At 38.7% G+C, this 18,525-nt stretch carries 16 protein-coding genes; 10 read left to right on the top strand and 6 right to left on the bottom strand.

Features of this window, described 5'->3' with window-relative positions; translation table 11 throughout:
* Window positions 1-47 precede the first annotated feature (47 nt).
* Together AC056_RS06160 and AC056_RS06155 are read left to right on the top strand one after the other, a co-directional pair.
* Complete coding sequence (locus tag AC056_RS06160) at window positions 48-1,508, top strand: alginate export family protein (protein WP_077163030.1); 1,461 nt, start codon at window positions 48-50, stop codon at window positions 1,506-1,508.
* Between the two features lie 18 nt (window positions 1,509-1,526).
* Window positions 1,527-2,147 carry a M17 family peptidase N-terminal domain-containing protein gene (locus AC056_RS06155; RefSeq protein WP_077163029.1) on the top strand — a complete coding sequence of 207 codons (621 nt, stop codon included), beginning with the start codon at window positions 1,527-1,529 and terminating at the stop codon, window positions 2,145-2,147.
* Window positions 2,148-2,235: 88 nt separating this feature from the next.
* On the opposite strand, the gene AC056_RS06150 is transcribed toward AC056_RS06155, so the two are convergent.
* Complete coding sequence (locus tag AC056_RS06150) at window positions 2,236-3,147, bottom strand: ornithine cyclodeaminase family protein (RefSeq protein ID WP_077163028.1); 912 nt, start codon at window positions 3,145-3,147, stop codon at window positions 2,236-2,238.
* Window positions 3,148-3,259: 112 nt separating this feature from the next.
* Entirely contained in the window at window positions 3,260-4,228 is a 969-nt protein-coding gene (locus AC056_RS06145; RefSeq protein WP_077163027.1) for a threo-3-hydroxy-L-aspartate ammonia-lyase, read from the bottom strand.
* 255 nt (window positions 4,229-4,483) lie between these two features.
* Here AC056_RS06145 and AC056_RS06140 point away from each other — a divergent pair, with 255 nt between their 5' ends.
* Window positions 4,484-5,119: a helix-turn-helix transcriptional regulator gene (locus tag AC056_RS06140; RefSeq protein ID WP_039250755.1), complete on the top strand. Its 636-nt coding sequence runs from the start codon at window positions 4,484-4,486 to the stop codon at window positions 5,117-5,119.
* 320 nt (window positions 5,120-5,439) lie between these two features.
* Complete coding sequence (locus tag AC056_RS19555; protein WP_167370369.1) at window positions 5,440-5,604, top strand: hypothetical protein; 165 nt, start codon at window positions 5,440-5,442, stop codon at window positions 5,602-5,604.
* On the opposite strand, the gene AC056_RS06130 is transcribed toward AC056_RS19555, so the two are convergent.
* On the bottom strand, window positions 5,601-6,287 hold the full coding sequence (locus AC056_RS06130; RefSeq protein ID WP_077163025.1) for a pirin family protein: 687 nt from the start codon (window positions 6,285-6,287) through the stop codon (window positions 5,601-5,603). The two genes, AC056_RS19555 and AC056_RS06130, sit on opposite strands and share 4 nt — an antisense overlap.
* Before the next feature lie 186 nt (window positions 6,288-6,473).
* Entirely contained in the window at window positions 6,474-7,718 is a 1,245-nt protein-coding gene (locus AC056_RS06125; protein ID WP_039250756.1) for a L,D-transpeptidase family protein, read from the bottom strand.
* Between the two features lie 303 nt (window positions 7,719-8,021).
* Here AC056_RS06125 and hemE point away from each other — a divergent pair, with 303 nt between their 5' ends.
* The 4 genes from hemE (at window position 8,022) to AC056_RS06100 (ending at window position 12,466) form a co-directional block, all read left to right on the top strand.
* A complete protein-coding gene (gene hemE / locus AC056_RS06115) occupies window positions 8,022-9,095 on the top strand; it encodes a uroporphyrinogen decarboxylase (RefSeq protein WP_004700197.1) in 1,074 nt (357 codons plus the stop codon).
* A gap of 6 nt (window positions 9,096-9,101) precedes the next feature.
* Window positions 9,102-9,896, top strand: a complete 795-nt coding sequence (locus tag AC056_RS06110) for a DUF817 family protein (RefSeq protein WP_039250757.1) — start codon at window positions 9,102-9,104, stop codon at window positions 9,894-9,896.
* Between the two features lie 145 nt (window positions 9,897-10,041).
* The gene (locus AC056_RS06105) at window positions 10,042-10,512 is read left to right on the top strand and encodes a DUF3015 family protein (RefSeq protein WP_077163023.1); all 471 of its coding nucleotides are present in this window, start codon (window positions 10,042-10,044) and stop codon (window positions 10,510-10,512) included.
* Window positions 10,513-10,573: 61 nt separating this feature from the next.
* Entirely contained in the window at window positions 10,574-12,466 is a 1,893-nt protein-coding gene (locus tag AC056_RS06100; protein WP_077163022.1) for a DUF4105 domain-containing protein, read from the top strand.
* A gap of 69 nt (window positions 12,467-12,535) precedes the next feature.
* Here AC056_RS06100 and blaADC read toward each other — a convergent pair whose 3' ends face one another.
* Window positions 12,536-13,687, bottom strand: a complete 1,152-nt coding sequence (gene blaADC / locus AC056_RS06095; RefSeq protein ID WP_077163021.1) for an ADC family extended-spectrum class C beta-lactamase — start codon at window positions 13,685-13,687, stop codon at window positions 12,536-12,538.
* A 147-nt stretch (window positions 13,688-13,834) separates the two neighbouring features.
* On the bottom strand, window positions 13,835-14,383 hold the full coding sequence (gene folE / locus AC056_RS06090) for a GTP cyclohydrolase I FolE (RefSeq protein WP_001187844.1): 549 nt from the start codon (window positions 14,381-14,383) through the stop codon (window positions 13,835-13,837).
* Between the two features lie 260 nt (window positions 14,384-14,643).
* On the opposite strand from folE, the gene xdhA reads away from it, so the two are divergent.
* Complete coding sequence (gene xdhA, locus AC056_RS06085; protein ID WP_077163020.1) at window positions 14,644-16,143, top strand: xanthine dehydrogenase small subunit; 1,500 nt, start codon at window positions 14,644-14,646, stop codon at window positions 16,141-16,143.
* A gap of 1 nt (window position 16,144) precedes the next feature.
* On the top strand, window positions 16,145-18,520 hold the full coding sequence (gene xdhB, locus AC056_RS06080; protein ID WP_077163019.1) for a xanthine dehydrogenase molybdopterin binding subunit: 2,376 nt from the start codon (window positions 16,145-16,147) through the stop codon (window positions 18,518-18,520).
* The last annotated feature ends 5 nt before the right edge of the window (window positions 18,521-18,525 follow it).

The following is an 18,525-nucleotide window of genomic DNA, read 5'->3' as shown; positions in this document are numbered from 1 at the left end:
ACACCAAGTCTCTGCAATGACCTATTTATTACTATGGATAACACTTGATGGCCTCGCATGTTTTTAAAGATAGAACATATCGAACTAAGCACTCAGAGACTTACCTGAAAATAATAAAAATGAGTCTGTTATTAACCAGCAGTTTATTTTTCTATGAATCTGCTTATGCAGAAAATGAAGCCTCAAACACAAATGCATGTCCAACCCGTCCAAAAATCTCAACGAATCGTTGGCAAGAAAATTGGGACGTTTTAAAAAATCCGTGTGTGCCAAAGAAAATAGGAGATGACTTCAAATATATACCTTTTGGCGATAATAATTATTTATCACTTGGGGCAAATATTCGTGAACGTTTTGAAGTCAATAATAATGCCAAGTTTGGTACTGGAAATAATCAGGCTGACGGCTATTTAATTCAAAGATTACAAGCGCATGCAGATGTAAGAATAGGCGATCATTTACAATTATTTACTCAGCTAAGCGATGCCCGAGCGTTTGATAAAAAAAATATTACCAGTACCGATCAAAATAGACTCGATATAGAGCAAGCCTTTATTGCATGGGTGAGTCCTTTAAATAATGGAACTTTTAAATTTAGAGTCGGCCGTCAAGAAATGGCTTTTGACTTACAGCGCTTTATTTCAAATAGAGAAGGCCCAAACGTTCGGCAAGCCTTTGATGGCGTATGGTCGGGGTATGAATATGGCGACTGGAGAATTTTAGGTTATCTCACCAGACCTGTTCAGATAGAAAAAGATTCTACGTTTAATGACCACTCAAAAAGCAATTTAAGTTTTAGCGGCTTTCGCGTAGATAAACAAAATGTAGGGGATGGTGAATTATCGGGTTATTACTCGCGTTATGAACGAGATAATGCCTCTTTTCCAAGTATCAAGGGCAATGAGGTTCGAGACTTATATGACCTTCGTCATATGGGTAAAAAGAATAATGTCGATTGGGATGTTGAAGGCATGCTTCAGCATGGAAAAATCTGTGGGCAAACAATTCAAGCTTGGGCACTGAGTAGTATTACGGGATACACTTTTGCTGACCAAGCGTGGTCACCGCGTTTAGGGGTTCAATTTGATATTGCCACAGGCGACAAAAGTACCAACGATAATCAACTTAATACCTTTAACAAGCTTTTTGCAAATGGCTCATATTTTACTTTGGCGGGTTATAGTGGTTATAGCAATATTATTCACCTAAAACCGTCTCTGACGCTCAAGCCTTCAGACAAGCTCACTCTGTTAAGTGCCCTAGGTTTTCAGTGGCGTGAAACTACCCAAGATGCGATTTATTTCCAAGGCAATAACAGCATGGCAAATACCGCGGGGCAAGGTTCGAGCTGGACTGGGGCATATATTCAACTCAGAGCAGATCGAAAAATTAATTCCAATCTGTCTGTGGCTGCTGAAGGCGTTCACTTTGAGGTTGGAGATACCATTAAGAAAGCGGGTGGTAAAGACGCAAACTATTTAGGTCTTGAGCTTAAATATGGCTGGTAAATCGAGAAGAGTAAAAATATGAGCACAGATATAAAGCAAACTAAAATTGGGCGTTACCAAAATTTAAACATTGAACTCGTGACTTGGGACTGTACCACGGCCGAGGTTGAGCTTTCCTGCGCTTGTATTTTTGAACATGAAATGGATAACCGTTCTTTTTCTGGTGGTTTGGTACATTTAGATGAAGCTCTAAATGGCAGACTATATGAAATACGGAAAAATAACTGGTTTAGTGCAAAACTGAATGATGTTCTTTTAATAAATCAAACGCCTTCAACCATACAGGCAACTAAAGTTTTGCTTATAGGCATGGGAGCGCCAGAAGACTTCACGGTAGAGCGAATCGAGACTGCGATAAAAACTGTTGTAAGAACAGCGCATCAATTGGAACTCAAAAGTGTGGCATTTGCGCCGAGTCTTTTAGATACAGGTCTGAATCCTCCCACTGGTTTAAACGAACTCATGCTAAGAAGTTTAAAAGAAGAATTAGACCGACATCATCAGCTTTATTTGCAAAAATTAGTCAAAGAATCTGAAATTGAAAAATGGGTATTTGATGCCGGTTTTCAAAATTATGAGGCGAAGGCTGAGCAATATATCGCGTCTTTTGCCAAAGTTTTTACTCAAGATGAATTCTGATTTTAAAAAAGAATTCGCAAAGCGTTATAAAAAGAAAGATGTTTTAATTTAACTGCATCAGCCTGAATGATGCAGTTAAATGTAAAGATTAAGAAATTTCTAAAATTTTCTGGGCGATATATAAATCTTGGATCGATAGCCCTGAACTGTCATAAATTGTGATTTGTTCCTGAGACTGCCTACCTTGAGCGTTTGCTAAAAGTACATCACCTATATTTGTTAAAGTTGTAGACTCAGGCGCATGTTGAAATTCACCAATGAGTTTAGACTGGACATTAAGATCGCAAAATAAACCACAATGTGAAAATAGCTCTGGCGGAAGTTCTTGTTTGCCTTGTTTATCTGAACCCATAGATGAAATATGAGTACCAGCTTTAACCCATTCAGCTTTAAAAAGAGGAGTGTGCGAAGAAGTTGCGGTCACAATAATATCGGCTTGTTCACAGGCTTCTTTTGCACTCGTGATGTGAAGCTGAATACCTAATGGTTTGAGGTCTTCTGCCATTTGTTCAGCTTTACTTTGGTCGCGTCCGACTATCAAAATCTGTTCGAAATTTCTAATTCTTGCTAAAGCCTCGCATTCATATTTGGCCTGATTTCCTGTACCAAATATAGCCAATACTTTTGAATCTTTTCTTGCAAGTACATGGGTTGCAACAGCATTAGACGCTGCTGTACGGAATGCGTTGACTTTGCCTGCTTCGATGGCAGCTGCCATTTTTCCATTGGCTTGATTAAATAATAAAATGAGCGCGTTATGGCGAGGCAAACCATTTTTCGGGTTATCTTCCCAAAAAGAACCAACTTTAAGGCCAGCCAAATGCTGGGTTGCCGATGACTTAACGCTAAAGGTATTTTTGCTATCGGACCCTTGACCGTGAACCACAGCAAAACTTTTGGTTTCTGGTTGAGTTGCAGCAATTAAAGCTTGATAAATGGCCTCATAAGCCAGTTCATGATTGATGAGAGCAGCAGATTCAGACTCAGAAATAAATCTCATCATATCTCCAAAAGTTTATTTAAATTAAGACACGAGCAAGCCGAGAGATGAGTAGCATGTAATGCCTATCTATGACGCTTTAAATAACACCATAGATAGGCACTAACTTTTATTAAGCAGATAAAAACTCTACATATTTAGAAATATCGACATTCCCGCCACTAATAATGATGCCTATACGTTTGCCTTTTAACTCATGCTTTAAATTATGTGCAGCAGCAAATCCGAGACAGCCTGTCGGTTCAACGACCATTTTCATTCTTTCAGCAAAGAACTTCATACAGCTAATGAGGTCTTCATCTTCTACTGTCAAAATGTCATCTACATTCTTTTGAATAATAGGGAATGTTAGTTTGCCTAAATATTGAGTTTGAGCGCCATCGGCAATGGTTTGTGGTGTATCAATATGAACAATTTCTCCTTTTCTAAAAGACATTTGTCCATCATTTCCTAGAGCAGGTTCAACGCCATATATTTTACAGTTAGGCGAGAGATGGCGAGCAGACAGGGCAGAACCAGCCAATAAACCACCGCCCCCTAAACATACAAACAGGTAATCTAATTCACCTACTTCTTCAAATAGCTCTTTGGCAACCGTTCCTTGACCTGCAATTACATGAGGATGGTCATAAGATGGAATGAGTGTCAGGCCATTTTTTTCAGCTATTTCTTTTCCAATTTTTTCCCGATCTTCTCTATAGCGGTCAAATTCAACAATATCGGCGCCGTATTCTCGTGTTGCTGCCATTTTTGCGGCAGGTGCATCTTGCGGCATAACGATTATGGCTGGAATACCAAGCGTTTTTGCTGATAGTGCAATTGCTTGCGCATGGTTTCCTGAAGAGAAAGCAACCACACCCGCTTTTTTCTGAGCTTCACTAAATTGCAAAAGTGCATTCATTGCACCACGAAATTTGAAAGCACCAACACGCTGAAAATTTTCACATTTAAAAAATACTTCTGCTTCAAACTCATTGTTCACAGTACGTGAAGTTAAAACAGGAGTCTTATTTGCAAAACCTTTTATACGTTCAGCAGCGGCTGCCACATCGTCATAAGTGGGAAGGGTTAAATTTTTCATAATTAAACCTAATTCTATTCAATGTTTTCGGATGCAAGATTTACTATTGCTCAAGCAACGCACAATATACTGACCTTGTTTAGATAAAATATATATTTTTAGATAAAATGTCTAATTTTATTTTCTAATGTGATAACAATGAGATATAAGATTTTGATTTACATTAAGTTTAAAATTAGATAAAAAGTCTAAATTACTATTGCATGCTTTACGTTAGGGTTTGAAATAGTAACTAAGTCATTAGGAGGAAATACATTGGGCAATCGTGATAAACATTTACTCACTCAACTAGATACTATCGCGAAGGGGCTAAGTGAAACGCTATTTCCTTTTTGCGAAGTTGTTGTCCATGACTTAACAAATCCTGAGCATGCCATACTCTCTATACATAACAATTTATCTGGTCGAAAAATTGGTGATCCAGCAACCGAGTTAGGGCTGGCTAGAATCATGTCTCCAGAATTTCCAAACCTCATTTCAAACTACGCAAACCAGTTTGCAGATGGTCGGCCTGCCAAAAGTACGTCTATAGGAATTAAAGATGAAGAAGGGCAATATGTGGCCGCTTTATGTATGAATATAGATTTAACCCTATTTAGGGGAATGCAAAGTGCTTTAGACCAGTTCACTAAAATTGAAACTGACAACATTATTGAAAATCTGGAACCGAATGGTACAGAAGCAATTCGAAGATATATCGATCAATTTGCTTCAAAACAGGCTACGACACCGCGTATGCTAAAACTCAATGAGCGAAAACAATTAATACATGAACTCAAGAATAATGGCTTATTAGACATTAAAAAGGCTGTAGAGACGGTTGCTCAGCATTTAGGTATATCTAGAGCAAGTGCCTATTTATATGTAAAGGAAACTCAAAACGATTTTTAATCATTTATAAAATGAGAGTGGTTTTATTTAAGCTATGCTGATAGTGGTAGTGTGTAACTTTTGAGTTATTTTGAAAGGTTACTCATCCAGTTTTTACATTGAAAGTGTTGTGGTATTTATCAAAAAATAACTTGTTTAATCAACATACCTCATTTAAATAAAGAAGTAGGTGATACAGTAATCATCTATATAGATTTATTTAGGAGGTCGTTATTTGAAGGTATTTTTTATTGTATTTATTACCATTTTTTCCAGTGTGGGATTATTTCTGTTAATTGCAGCTCTACGCTATCGAAAGAATTATTCATCATCGGGTGAGCATGATTATTCATCGTCAGCAAACCATCATGTTCATGATAATAGCCATCATCATAGCTCAAGCCACTCAAATGATTGTTCGTCATCTTCGGACTCAAGCAGCTGCGATAGTGGCGGTAGTAGTGACTAAAAAGCCCTTTTATATAAAAGGGCTTTTAGCTGTTTAAGGTAAATCAAACCAAATAAATTGACTGTTTTCAAGTGCATGAATCACGGCGTTATCTTCAAACACTAAAGCATCACCAGCTTTAACTTCTTGATCACCAATACGAATTACACCTGAAATCACATGAACGTAATTTACCCGTTTTGATGTTTCAACAGGAAGTTCATTTCCTTTTTCCAATACTGCAGATTTTACTTCTGCGTTTTGGCGAATTTGCATAGGTGCATTTGCATCTGGGCCTGCAATTAAATGCCATTTATTTGGATCTTTACGTGGATCCAAATTAATTTGTTGGTAGTTTGGCTCAGCTTCTTTTACGTCTGGAATAATCCAGATTTGTAATAGATGGACAGGTGTATCAGTGTTATTGATTTCACTGTGCGCCACGCCTGTGCCAGCACTCATGAGTTGCCATTCACCAGCCTTAATTTGGCCTTCATTTCCCATCGTATCACGGTGTGAAATTGCACCATCAAGCACACAGGTTAAAATTTCCATGTTGTCATGAGAGTGTGTGCCGAAACCATTATGGGCATCAATTCTGTCGTCATTAATCACGCGTAATGCGCTTACACCCATATATTTCGGGTTATACCAGTTACCAAATGAAAAGCTATGATAAGACTCTAACCAACCCGCTTTAACATGACCACGATCTTCACTACGATGCAAAAAAGCATTCATGACTCGATCTCCTCAAATTATTATTGATCTCTTGAGGACTATGTTAAACCTGTAGAATGAAGCTAAAAATAGAGTAGATGCAACATATTGTTGCGTTTTTAATATGATCGATATATCAATAAATATTCGTTTTAAATTTTAAGTATAAAAAAAGCCTGCATAAAGCAGGCTTTCTTCTTTAAAGGATTATTCTAAGAATTTAACAGTGACACCTGCACGTACTTTATTACCTAAATCGTTAGCATCCCAGTTGGTTAAACGGATACAACCGTGTGATGCAGTTTTAGAAATTAAAGATGGGTTTGGTGTACCGTGAATACCGAATGATTTTTTACTTAAACCAATCCAGATATTACCTACAGGAGCGTTAGGGCCTGGTGGTAAAGAAAGTGGTTTTAAGTTTTTACCTTGTACGAAGTTCGAAGGTGAATAGCTATACCAAGGGTTACGCGCAACACCAACTACCTTATAAGTACCGGTCGGAGAAGGCGTATCAGTACTGCCAATTGTTGCAGGAAAGGAACCTACCATTTGATTGCGGCTGTTAAACAGATACAACTGTTTTGCACCTTTATGCGCAATAATCAAATGAATATCTTCTGGTAAGTCATTGCGTACGTTTGGAACAATAACTTTCTCACCAACTTTTTTGAAGGTTGCTTTCGGATTTAATTTCTTTAAGAAACCTTCATCAATATGGAACTTCTCACCCAACATTTCAGTCACACGCGTGTAGTACAAACCTTTCATTTTGGCTTGTAATGCGTAGTCAGAAGGAATTGACTCAGCATATGGACCTTTTAAGTCTGCATCAGTAATCGTGTATTCAATAAATGCTGGTTTTGTTTGTTTTGCAACAAGTGCATCCCAAGTTTCTTTAGTTAACTCGCCAGTAGGAGATAAACCATTCATTTGCTGGAAAGATGCAATTGCTTTTAGGGTATTTTTACCGCTCATGCCATCAATCGCACCCGGCGAAGCATGGGCATTGTTCAACATAACGTGAGCACGTGCATAAACTGGAAGTTGGCCTTTGCCAATGTTTTCGTACCAGTCAGCATTGTTTAAGCTATCTAATGTCCATGAAACAGCTGGAGCAGGAGCAGAAGTCTTAGTGGCTGTCGCTGTTTTAGCTGGTGCAGTTGGTTCTGAAGCAGCAATGCCTGAATCAGCATTTGGGTCTTCAGCTTTTTGCAAATTTTGTAATGTTGTAGACGCTCGATTTAAATCATTTTGTTCTTGAGCAGTAATCTGTGTCTGCGCTTGGGCTTTTGCAGTTGAAGCAGCATCTACAGCAAGCGGATCAATTGGATCTTCTACAGGAGCAGATACTTTTTTAGGGTTCAGTGGTTGCTCAGTTGTTGACGCAGCCAAAGCAACATTAGCAATAATACAACTTAAACTCATAGCGAGTAATGAGCGAACAAACATGTAATTCAACCTTAAGAATTTTCATATAAGCAATAGGGCAAGGAGACTGATCCTAACGTTTATAAAATCACCAACAACGCAATTTTTGTGCATTCAATATTGGTGAATTTAATCATTAAAGGAATATCAATAAACCCGATGTAACATGTTGCAAGTATTGCAGAAAACCGAGCTTCTTGCAGTAGACTTTTGTGTAAATATGCATTTTTTAGTGGATTGACAAGTTTTTTGTATGAAATTGAAATTATAAAAACATCTACGTTTTGATATGATGCTGCCACATGAAAAAGATAGAGATCGGCAATGACGACACTTAAAAATGATCGTTTCTTACGTGCTTTATTACGTGAGCCTGTAGACACCACACCGATATGGATGATGCGCCAAGCAGGACGTTATTTGCCTGAATATCGCGAAACACGCTCAAAAGCGGGTGACTTTCTATCTTTATGCAAAAATACAGAGTTTGCTTGTGAAGTAACTTTACAGCCTTTACGTCGTTATGATTTAGACGCAGCAATTTTATTTTCAGATATTTTAACTATTCCAGATGCACTCGGTTTAGGTCTTTACTTTGAAACAGGCGAAGGCCCTAAGTTTCATAAAACGGTTCGTACTGAACAAGATGTAGCAAATTTACCAAAGTTAAATGCTAAATCTGATCTTGATTATGTCATGAACGCAGTAAGTACAATTCGTTCTGCTTTAGGTGGTCAAGTCCCACTCATTGGTTTTTCAGGTAGTCCTTGGACACTAGCAACTTACATGGTTGAAGGTGGTTCAAGTAAAGAGTTCCGTTTTACCAAACAAATGATGTATGCACAGCCAGAAGTTTTGCATGCGCTACTCGACCATTTAGCAGATTCAGTGATTGACTATCTAAATGCTCAGATTGATGCGGGCGCTCAAGCAATTCAAATCTTTGACAGTTGGGGCGGTGCTTTAGCACACCGTGAATATGTAGAGTTCTCTTTGAACTATATGAAAAAGATTATCGCGGGCTTGCAACGTGAAAAAGATGGGCGCCGTATTCCTGTCATTGTATTCACCAAAGGTGGCGGTCAGTGGTTAGAACCAATGATCACAACAGGTGCAGATGCATTAGGTTTAGATTGGACTACACCATTAAATACAGCCCGTACAACTGTAGCAGGTCGTGTTGCTCTACAAGGGAACCTTGATCCGGCTGTTTTATATGGTTCAGCAGCTACGATTGAAAAAGCCGTAAAAGCGATGTTAGATGACGCTTACGCAAATGGTGAGAAGACTGGTTATGTTGCAAACTTGGGTCATGGCATTACCCAGTGGGTAGATCCTGCGCAACCAAAAATCTTTGTAGATACAGTGCATGAGTATAGTGCTAAATATCTAGGATAGTTCTTTGTGCGCCACCTAACTTTACCAATTCATTTTATCGGCAAGGCTGTTTCGGCAGCCTTGTTTGGTATTTTGCTTTTAATAGCTTTTGCCCTGACAGCACCGATGGGTAGCCATGAATATATGGGTTTTTATCGTTATGATTATTTACTCATCTATGCACTCATTATCCAAATTTGCTTGTTATATTTAAAGCTGGAGTCATGGCAAGAAGCCAAAGTCATTGCTTTATTTCATATCATGGCAATGGTCATGGAAATCTTTTTGACACATCCCGGCATTGCTTCATGGCAATACCCGCAGCCTGCGGTATTTAAAATTATTACTGTGCCTTTATTTGCAGGCTTTATGTACTCGGCTGTAGGTAGTTTCTTTGCTCGCTCAATACGACTATTTCAAGTTTCCTTGGAGAAACTGCCAAGCTTTGGAAGCATGCTTTTTCTCGCATTTTTCTCATATATTAACTTTATGAGTAAATTCTTTATTCCTGATATTCGCTATATTTTATTTGCATTTAGTGTTTATATTTTCTGGAAAACTACTCTTTATTTTCAAATAAATGAACGTAAGTTTAAAACGCCAATGCTCCCTGTGTTGGTGACACTCGCATTCATAATTTGGGTTGCTGAAAATATTAGTACATTTTATAAAATTTGGGTTTACCCAAGTCAGATTAATGCTTGGCATATGGTGGGATGGGGTAAACTTGGTTCGTGGTATTTATTATTACTGCTAAGTTTAGTATTAGTTCTTAAAATATTAGGTCATCGAGATAATCAAGGTAATTGGAATTTAAAGTAAAAATTTCATTTTCACTTTTTATCATATTATTTAATTTTTAATTGCTAAATGACTGGCTTATCGCTATCTTTGATAGGGTGTAATAATAATTACACATAACAATACATAAGAAACAATCAATAATGATTTTTGGAGATATACATCTATGTTAAAAAAATTAGCTTTAGCTGCTTTGTTAGCAGCTGGTTCAAGTGTTGCTATGGCTGATAACGATGTAGGTTGTGGTGTGGGTACGCAAGTATGGGCAGGCAAAAAAGGAGTAGCGCCTAAAATTCTTGCTGCAACAACAAACGGTATTTTTACTAACCAATTATTAGGTATTACTTTTGGTACTTTAGGCTGCCGTCAAGGCGGAACAGTAACAGCTCAAGTTGTTACTTTCACAAATGAAAATGCAGAAACTTTAGCGCGTGATATGGCTGTAGGCCAAGGTGAAAGCCTGAACGTACTTGCTGAGTTAATGCAAATTAAACCACAAGACAAAGATCGTTTCTTCAAAGTTTCAAAAGCAAACTTTGGTGAAATCTATTCAGCAGACAACCAAAACACACTTCAAGTATTAGCATCATTACAAAACGTAATGGCTAAAGACGACGTTTTAAAAGCTTACGTATAAGTTTGAAATTGAAAACCCTGTCATTTGGCAGGGTTTTTCTTATATTTAATGATAAAAATTGATGAGCTTAATGAAATCGGTTGTTTTAATTTTTGCCTCATTGGCAGTTAATATTGCGTATTCAGCAGAAATAAATCCATCTATTCAAAACTACTGGTCTATTGCAGAACAAAAAAATTTAGATCAAGACATCACATGGCAACGTCTGATGTATGCCAATAAAAACCAGAAGAGTGAAGTGAGTTACTCTGGTTATTTTATGGCACCAAATGGGAAAAATAATTTAAAAGAAGAACAGAAAGCAGATATCACAGCATTATTTGCGCCAGCTCCAGACAATCAATCAATTCGTTGTAAGTTTCCTGCACGTAGTCAATGGCTTATAAAGCAATTAGGCATTCAAGAAAATGAATTACCGCAAGTAAAATGCTCAGAGTTTGAAAACTGGATAGGCCAGATTAAACCTTATAAAGCGACGCTAATTTACGCTACAGATTTTATGGGCAATCCAAGCTCAATGTTTGGACATACCTTATTACGCTTAGACCCTAAAGATCAAAAACAGTTAAACCTCGTTTCTTACGCTGTAAATTATGCAGCCACTGTCGCAGGCAATGACAACTGGTCATATGCTTGGAAAGGCTTAACAGGGCAGTATCCGGGTGAATATTCACTAATGCCTTATTATCGTAAGGTAAAAGAGTATGGTGATTTTGAAAGCCGTGATTTATGGGAATATGAGTTAAATCTATCTCCTGAAGAAACACGTTTTTTAGTGTCTCATATTTGGGAAATGCAACATGTGAGCTTCCCTTATTATTTTGTGAGTGACAACTGCGCCTATCGTTTATTGGGATTGGTTGATTTGGTCAAACCTGAGTCTAACTTACAAGAAAAGTTTAATTACGCTTCTATTCCAATGGAAACGATTAAAGCGATGCAGCAGCAAGGGCTTACGAATCCTCCTGTGTATCGACCAGCTTTAGAGACTCAATTATTAGCTCAAGCTCATCAGCATGGCGCGTCTTTGGCAAAAGTTGCTCATCAGGTAGCCATGATTCCAACTAAAGAGTCCTCCGAAATACTTAAGTCGTATAGTCAGACAGATCAGGCCAAAATTCTTGAGATGGCTTACGATGATTTATATCTACAATTCATTAGTCGAAAAGTTGAAGAAAGTTTTGCTCAACCACAGCTAAGGCAGCTTTTGGCTTTAAGAAGTCAGATTGATTTAGATAAACAACGTCAAGAACCTAAACGGCCCTCTACTGAACCTACACAAGGCCATAATGCACGTAATGTTTCGCTAAAATTGGGCGAAGTACAAGGTGATAAGTTTATTGAGATTGGGCATAGACAGGCTTACCATGACTTGATTGACCCTCAAGGAGGGTATCGTGCCGGTACTCAATTATTATTTTTAAATGGTAATGCCCAGTGGAGAGATGATCATTTAAAGCTAGAACGTCTTGATCTACTTGAAGTGAACTCCTATAACCCGATTCAACCATTCAAAACACCTCTCACTTGGGGATTTAACTTAGGCTGGCGTCAAGAAGCGGTTCATGACGGCGTTTATAGTGATGAAAAACAGCATGGTGTAGCGAGTTTTAATACCCAAGTTGGCTATAGTGTTGCGGACTATGACCGTAAACATGTGTGCTATGGACAAGTCCAAGCTTATGTTCAAGCAGGTTCAAATTTAGATAAAGGTTGGCGTGTAGGAATGGGGCCAACTATAGGCTGTATTAACCAGTGGTTTGAAAACTTTAACTCAGTGATACAAGTTGAATTACCCTATTGGGAAGACCAAAACCAATGGAACTTACGCTTAAATACCCAGTGGCAATATGCCATTAATAGCAATAATGCTATTCGCCTGAATTGGGATTATGAAAAGCAAAATCATTTGGACTGGATGAAATCAAGCTTAGGATATGTCTGGTTCTTTTAAATCGTATATTCATAAAAAAAGAGAAATAGATTTCATCTATTTCTCTTTTTTTGTTTTAGCTAAAGATGATTATTTTTTTATCGCATTTAGCACAGCATAAGCCGCCTTAATACGTTCTTCGTTTGGAATACGTTTATTGGTTAACATGACTAAACCAATATTTTCTTTAGGAATAAATACGACGTATGTTCCGAAGCCATTGGTTGAACCAGTTTTGTGAAACATTTTAACTGAAGGTTCTTTAGAAATAGCAGTGACTTTATTAGGCTTCATCACAATCTGGTCAGAATTACTGTCTAATAAAGTTTGTAAGGTTGCAGGGTAAGAAAACTCTTCCCAACCAAGCGCCTGATACATGGTACCTACTTGATAGAAACCTTGATGTGTATCATTAATTGCACGTTGAATATCTGCCGGATATTTTTGTGGATTTAGGTTGGCCTTAACGAAACTCAGCATATCCGGTAAGGTCGATTTAACGCCGTAAGCTGGACCATCTAAGGGACCAGGGTTGACTCGAATCGGCTGATTTTGTTGGTTATAGCCAAATGCATAATGTTGCATTTGAGTTTTAGGTACATTGACATAACTATGTTTTAAGCCAAGGTCTGGAAAAATGGTTTTTTCTAAAACCTGACTAAAAGGCTGATTCATTGACAAGCTTACAACTTTTCCAAATAGGCCAATACTTGGGTTGGAATATTGTCTATATTCACCAATTGGATTTTTAGGCTTCCAGCCTTTGAAAAAAGTTAAAACTTGTTGGTCTGTTTGTACTTCATCTGGAAACTGTAGGGCAAGATTACCACTGGTATAAGTAGCAAGTTGAAGTAAATTGACCTGATCAATCGGAGTGTTTTTTAGCTCTTTCCAGTATTTACTTGGCTTATCTTCAAAAGAGATTTTTCCCTTATTTTTAGCATAAGCACCTGCTGTAGCGGTAAATAGTTTACTGACAGAACCTAGCTCAAAAATGGTACTGCTATTTACAGCTTTTTTATCTTGAACAGATTGAAGGCCATAATACATTTCATATTTTTTATTATTTTGAATAATACCTACCGCCATACCCGGCACATTATATTTTTCTAATAACGGTTTAAAATTTTGATCAACCAGTTTCTTAATTTCTTGCTCTTTTGGTGTATTCCCTGCATAAATTGAGGTATTAAAAATAAAAAGAGGGGATAAAAGTAAGCAAGAAATTTTGTTAAATCGCATGATTAACTCATAAATTATTTAAAATTAAAGATGTGTACTTTTATAACAAAAATCACCTAATTTAACTGTTATGTTTTATAGAGTAAGTGCTTTATCTAAATATAAAAAAGCCCAACTGAGTCGGGCTTTTTTGCAGTAGCTACCAGATTAGTAGCTTTCTGGTACTGCACTTAAGAATTCACGGCGTGCTTCTTTGTCAGTTTTAAAATCTCCGACAAAAGAAACTGTACGAGTTGTAGATTCCTGTTTACCTACACCGCGCATCATCATACACATATGTGCAGAGTCAATTACGACAGCAACACCGCGAGCACCAGTCACTTCAGCCACAGCTTCAGCAATTTGCTGAGTTAGATTTTCCTGAATTTGCAAACGACGAGCAAACATCTCGGTAATACGTGCAAATTTAGATAAGCCAAGAACTTTGCCTTCTGGTAAATAGGCAACATGAACACGGCCATAGAATGGAAGGAGGTGATGTTCGCAAAGCGAATAAAATTCAATATTTTTCACCAATACCATTTCATGGTTATCTGATGGGAAAACAGCATTATTGGTGACTTCTTCTAAAGTTTTACTATAGCCAGAAGTTAAATATGAAAAAGCTTTAGCCGCACGCACAGGCGTATCTTTAAGGCCGGGACGATTAAGGTCTTCACCGACGGCAGTCAGAATGTTTGCGTACGATTGCTGCATTGACATAAGGCGTATAAATTTACTCTATTAGACAAGCTCGGCATTGTATCAGAAACATGACCTGATGTTCATAACTCGTCGCACTATATTTATCCTGTTCGGTACGCGTTGGATAAATGGTGAATAAATTTCATGTTTTTTATCGTTAATAGTCAAGTATTTGAACATGAAATGTGCGACTAATACAGTTAAGTTATAAATGATCGCCTCATGGCATCATATTTGCAAATATGCCGTACTATAGAGCATAAGGATAAAAAATGTCAGAACGTCCAATTACCTTTTTTTTTCGTGGCAGTCAGCAACAAGTAGAAAATGTATTACCCACCATGACGGTCTTACAATTTCTCCGAGAATATACCCAAACTGGTAAGACTCGGCAGACTGGTACAAAAGAGGGCTGTGCTGAGGGCGATTGTGGTGCATGTACAGTAGTGATTGGTGAGTTAGTCAATGACAACCTGCAATTACGGAGCGTAAATGCCTGTATTCAGTTTTTAGCGACTTTAGATGGTAAAGCTTTATTTACAGTAGAAGATCTTCATAATTTATTACCTACACAAGCTGGGACATTGCATCCTGTACAACAGGCAATGGTGGATATGCATGGCTCACAATGTGGTTTTTGCACGCCCGGTTTTATCATGTCGCTATGGTCAATGTACGAAAATGAACAACAGCCACCAAGCAAAGATAAAATCAGTGATTATCTTTCTGGAAATTTGTGCCGCTGTACGGGTTATCGACCTATTTTAGATGCAGCAAAAAAAGCATATGACTATCCGCGTGTTCAATTAGAACGTCAAAAAGTAATTCATGTATTAAAAGACATTCAAGCATTACCAGCATTGCATTTAAATCATCATGTTCAGCAATTTTTTGCACCCAAAACTTTGCGGGATTTTGCTGCTATACGTTCACAGTTGCCGCAAGCCCGTATTGTTGCAGGTAGTACAGATGTTGGTTTGTGGGTCACAAAACAAGGCCGTAATTTAGGAGATATGCTTTATATCGGTCAGGTTGAAGAACTTAAAAAGATAGTAATCACAGACCATACTTTAACGATTGGGGCAAATGTCAGTTTGAGTGATGCACTCATCAAAATTTCAGAGTTTTATCCTGACTTTCAAGAATTACAGCGCCGTTTTGCTTCCATGCCTATTAAAAATGCTGGAACTTTAGGTGGAAATATTGCCAATGGTTCGCCTATTGGCGACTCAATGCCAGCATTAATTACGCTAGGTACACGCTTAATTTTGCGCTTAGGTGAACAGGCTCGTGAAATTGCCTTGGAAGACTTTTATTTAGATTATCAAAAAACAGCATTACAACTTGGTGAGTTTGTAGAGTCGATTGTTATTCCACTTTGTGAAGGGCAGCCACGTTTTAAATTTGCCAGCTATAAAATTGCTAAACGTTTTGAGCAAGATATTTCTGCGGTATGTGCGGCTATTTCATGTGAGCTAGATAATCATTGTGTCGCTCACAATGTGAAAATTGCTTTTGGTGGCATGGCTGCTATTCCCAAACGTGCAAAGTATGCAGAAGCCATATTGGAAGGCCAACAACTTACATCAGAATTGATCGTTCAGGCACAAGAAGTATTGTCGCAAGACTATCAGCCTTTAGATGATGGACGTGCTAGCGCAGCATATCGTTTACACGTCGCGAAAAACTGTTTACAGCGTTTTTATGTAGAAAAAGTCCTGTCTCAAACACTAACTCGTGTGAATGACTTGATTGCTATGGTGGAGATCTGACATGAATCAAACCATTAACTTAAGCATTTCTAAAAAATCAGCTAAAGCTGGCGATTCGATTCCACACGAGAGTGCCCATTTACATGTAACGGGGCAGGCAACATATATTGATGATTTACCTGAGCTTGAAAATACCATGCACCTAGCTGTCGGATTTTCAAGTTGTGCAAAAGGCAAAATTAGTAAGCTTGATTTAGATGCAGTACGTCAGGCCGATGGTGTGCATGCAGTTTTTTCGGCAAAGGATATTGATGTTGAAAATAATTGGGGACCCATTGTAAAAGATGACCCAATTTTTGCCGAAGATCAGGTCGAATTTTATGGACAAGCCTTGTTTGTGGTTGTTGCTGACAGTTATCAGCAAGCCCGTCAGGCAGTTCGCTTAGCAAAAATTGAATATCTGCCCGAAACTCCGATTTTAACGATTCAAGATGCGATTCAAAAAGAATCGTGGGTGTTGCCGCCTGTTGACTTTAGCCATGGTGAAGTTGAACAGGCATTTCAAAATGCAGCACATCATCTTTCAGGTGCTATTGAGCTGGGTGGGCAAGAGCATTTTTATTTAGAAGGTCAAATTTCCTATGCGATTCCCCAAGAAAATCAGAGCTTAAAAGTCTATTGTTCGACACAACATCCAACCGAAATGCAGCTACTGATTTGTCATGCATTAGGCATGAATATGCATCAGGTGAGTGTGGAAAGCCGTCGTATGGGTGGTGGTTTTGGTGGTAAAGAGTCGCAGTCGGCGCAGTGGGCATGCATTGCATCTTTGGCAGCACAAAAAACAGGCCGTCCGTGTAAATTACGCTTAGATCGTGATGATGATATGAGCGCTACAGGTAAACGTCACGGTTTTGCTTATGAGTGGTCTGTAGCCTTTGATGACAGTGGTGTTCTGCAAGGCCTAAAGGTGCAACTGGCTTCAAACTGCGGTTTTTCGGCTGATCTTTCTGGACCAGTAAATGAACGAGCAATTTGCCATATTGGTAATGCCTATTACTTAAATGCAGTTGAGCTACGTAACTTGCGTTGTAAAACCAATACTGTTTCTAATACGGCATATCGTGGTTTTGGTGGGCCACAAGGTATGTTTGTCATTGAAAATATTATTGATGATATTGCTCGTTATTTAGGTTGTGACCCAGTTGAAATTCGTCAGCGCAATTTCTTTGCCGAACAGCCCGGTGCTGGACGTGACCGTATGCACTATGGGGCAGAAGTCCGTGATAATGTTGCGCCAAAATTGGTAGCCGAATTATTGCAAAGTAGCGATTATGCGAAACGCAAACAGAGCATTCATACCTTTAACGAGAACAATGACATCATTAAGCGTGGTATTGCGTTAACACCCTTAATGTTTGGTATTTCGTTTAACGCCGTGCATTACAATCAGGCGGGTGCACTGGTCTACGTGTATATGGATGGTACTGTTTCTATCACCCATGGCGGTACAGAAATGGGACAGGGGCTATATACCAAAGTACGGCAGGTTGCTGCGCATGAGTTGGGTTTACCAATCGATAGCATTCGCTTAATTGCAACTGATACTTCTCGGGTGCCAAATACTTCGGCAACTGCTGCATCGAGTGGCGCAGATCTAAACGGTAAAGCTGTTCAAAATGCCTGTATTAAAATTCGTGAGCGTCTGGCAAAACTTGCAGCCGAAATAAGTCAAAGTGCTGCTCATCAAGTCCAGTTTGAAGATAGTATAGTCACAACAGCGAATAGTCACTCATGGACATTTCCAGATTTAGTTCAACGGGCATACATGGCACGTGTACAACTATGGGACAGCGGTTTTTATAAAACACCAGAAATTCACTACGATCAGGTCAACCATTTAGGGCGTCCATTTTTCTATTATGCTTATGGGGCAGCGGTCAGTGAGGTCGCAATAGATACGCTAACTGGGGAAATGAAAGTGTTACGTGCCGATATTTTGCATGATGTCGGGCAGTCAATTAACCCAGCAATTGATATTGGGCAAATTGAAGGTGGTTTTGTACAAGGGATGGGATGGCTCACGACAGAAGAGTTGTATTGGCAGCCGCAGGGGCCACACATAGGCCGTTTGTTTACCCATGCGCCTTCAACTTATAAAATCCCGACCAGTGTAGACATTCCTCATATTTTTAATGTCAAACTGTTTGATAACCAAAATCAGGCAGACACCATCTATCGCTCTAAAGCGGTAGGCGAACCTCCATTCATGTTGGCATTATCAGTGTTCTCTGCAATTCGTCAGGCAGTACAGGCGGCTATTCCAGAAAATGCACCGCTCGTACTCAATGCTCCAGCAACTGCCGAAGAAATTTTACGCGCGATTGCGATTGGACGCGGACAAGCTTTGGCTGACCGACCACAAGCTAAAATGTAGAAGAT

It is taken from the genome of Acinetobacter genomosp. 33YU, from assembly GCF_001990725.1.
GTDB classification, from domain to species: Bacteria; Pseudomonadota; Gammaproteobacteria; order Pseudomonadales; family Moraxellaceae; genus Acinetobacter; species Acinetobacter seifertii.
This window is presented reverse-complemented; position numbering and strand designations above follow the sequence as displayed.

Excerpts from the sequence above, each read along its gene's own strand:
- AC056_RS06160 (WP_077163030.1), top strand. The coding sequence starts at position 48 with ATGGCCTCGCATGTTTTTAAAGATAGAACATATCGAACTAAGCACTCA.
- AC056_RS06155 (WP_077163029.1), top strand. The coding sequence starts at position 1,527 with ATGAGCACAGATATAAAGCAAACTAAAATTGGGCGTTACCAAAATTTA.
- AC056_RS06150 (WP_077163028.1), bottom strand. The coding sequence starts at position 3,147 with ATGAGATTTATTTCTGAGTCTGAATCTGCTGCTCTCATCAATCATGAA.
- AC056_RS06145 (WP_077163027.1), bottom strand. The coding sequence starts at position 4,228 with ATGAAAAATTTAACCCTTCCCACTTATGACGATGTGGCAGCCGCTGCT.
- AC056_RS19555 (WP_167370369.1), top strand. The coding sequence starts at position 5,440 with ATGATTATTCATCGTCAGCAAACCATCATGTTCATGATAATAGCCATC.
- AC056_RS06130 (WP_077163025.1), bottom strand. The coding sequence starts at position 6,287 with ATGAATGCTTTTTTGCATCGTAGTGAAGATCGTGGTCATGTTAAAGCG.
- AC056_RS06125 (WP_039250756.1), bottom strand. The coding sequence starts at position 7,718 with ATGTTTGTTCGCTCATTACTCGCTATGAGTTTAAGTTGTATTATTGCT.
- hemE (WP_004700197.1), top strand. The coding sequence starts at position 8,022 with ATGACGACACTTAAAAATGATCGTTTCTTACGTGCTTTATTACGTGAG.
- AC056_RS06105 (WP_077163023.1), top strand. The coding sequence starts at position 10,042 with ATGTTAAAAAAATTAGCTTTAGCTGCTTTGTTAGCAGCTGGTTCAAGT.
- AC056_RS06100 (WP_077163022.1), top strand. The coding sequence starts at position 10,574 with ATGAGCTTAATGAAATCGGTTGTTTTAATTTTTGCCTCATTGGCAGTT.
- blaADC (WP_077163021.1), bottom strand. The coding sequence starts at position 13,687 with ATGCGATTTAACAAAATTTCTTGCTTACTTTTATCCCCTCTTTTTATT.
- folE (WP_001187844.1), bottom strand. The coding sequence starts at position 14,383 with ATGCAGCAATCGTACGCAAACATTCTGACTGCCGTCGGTGAAGACCTT.
- xdhA (WP_077163020.1), top strand. The coding sequence starts at position 14,644 with ATGTCAGAACGTCCAATTACCTTTTTTTTTCGTGGCAGTCAGCAACAA.
- xdhB (WP_077163019.1), top strand. The coding sequence starts at position 16,145 with ATGAATCAAACCATTAACTTAAGCATTTCTAAAAAATCAGCTAAAGCT.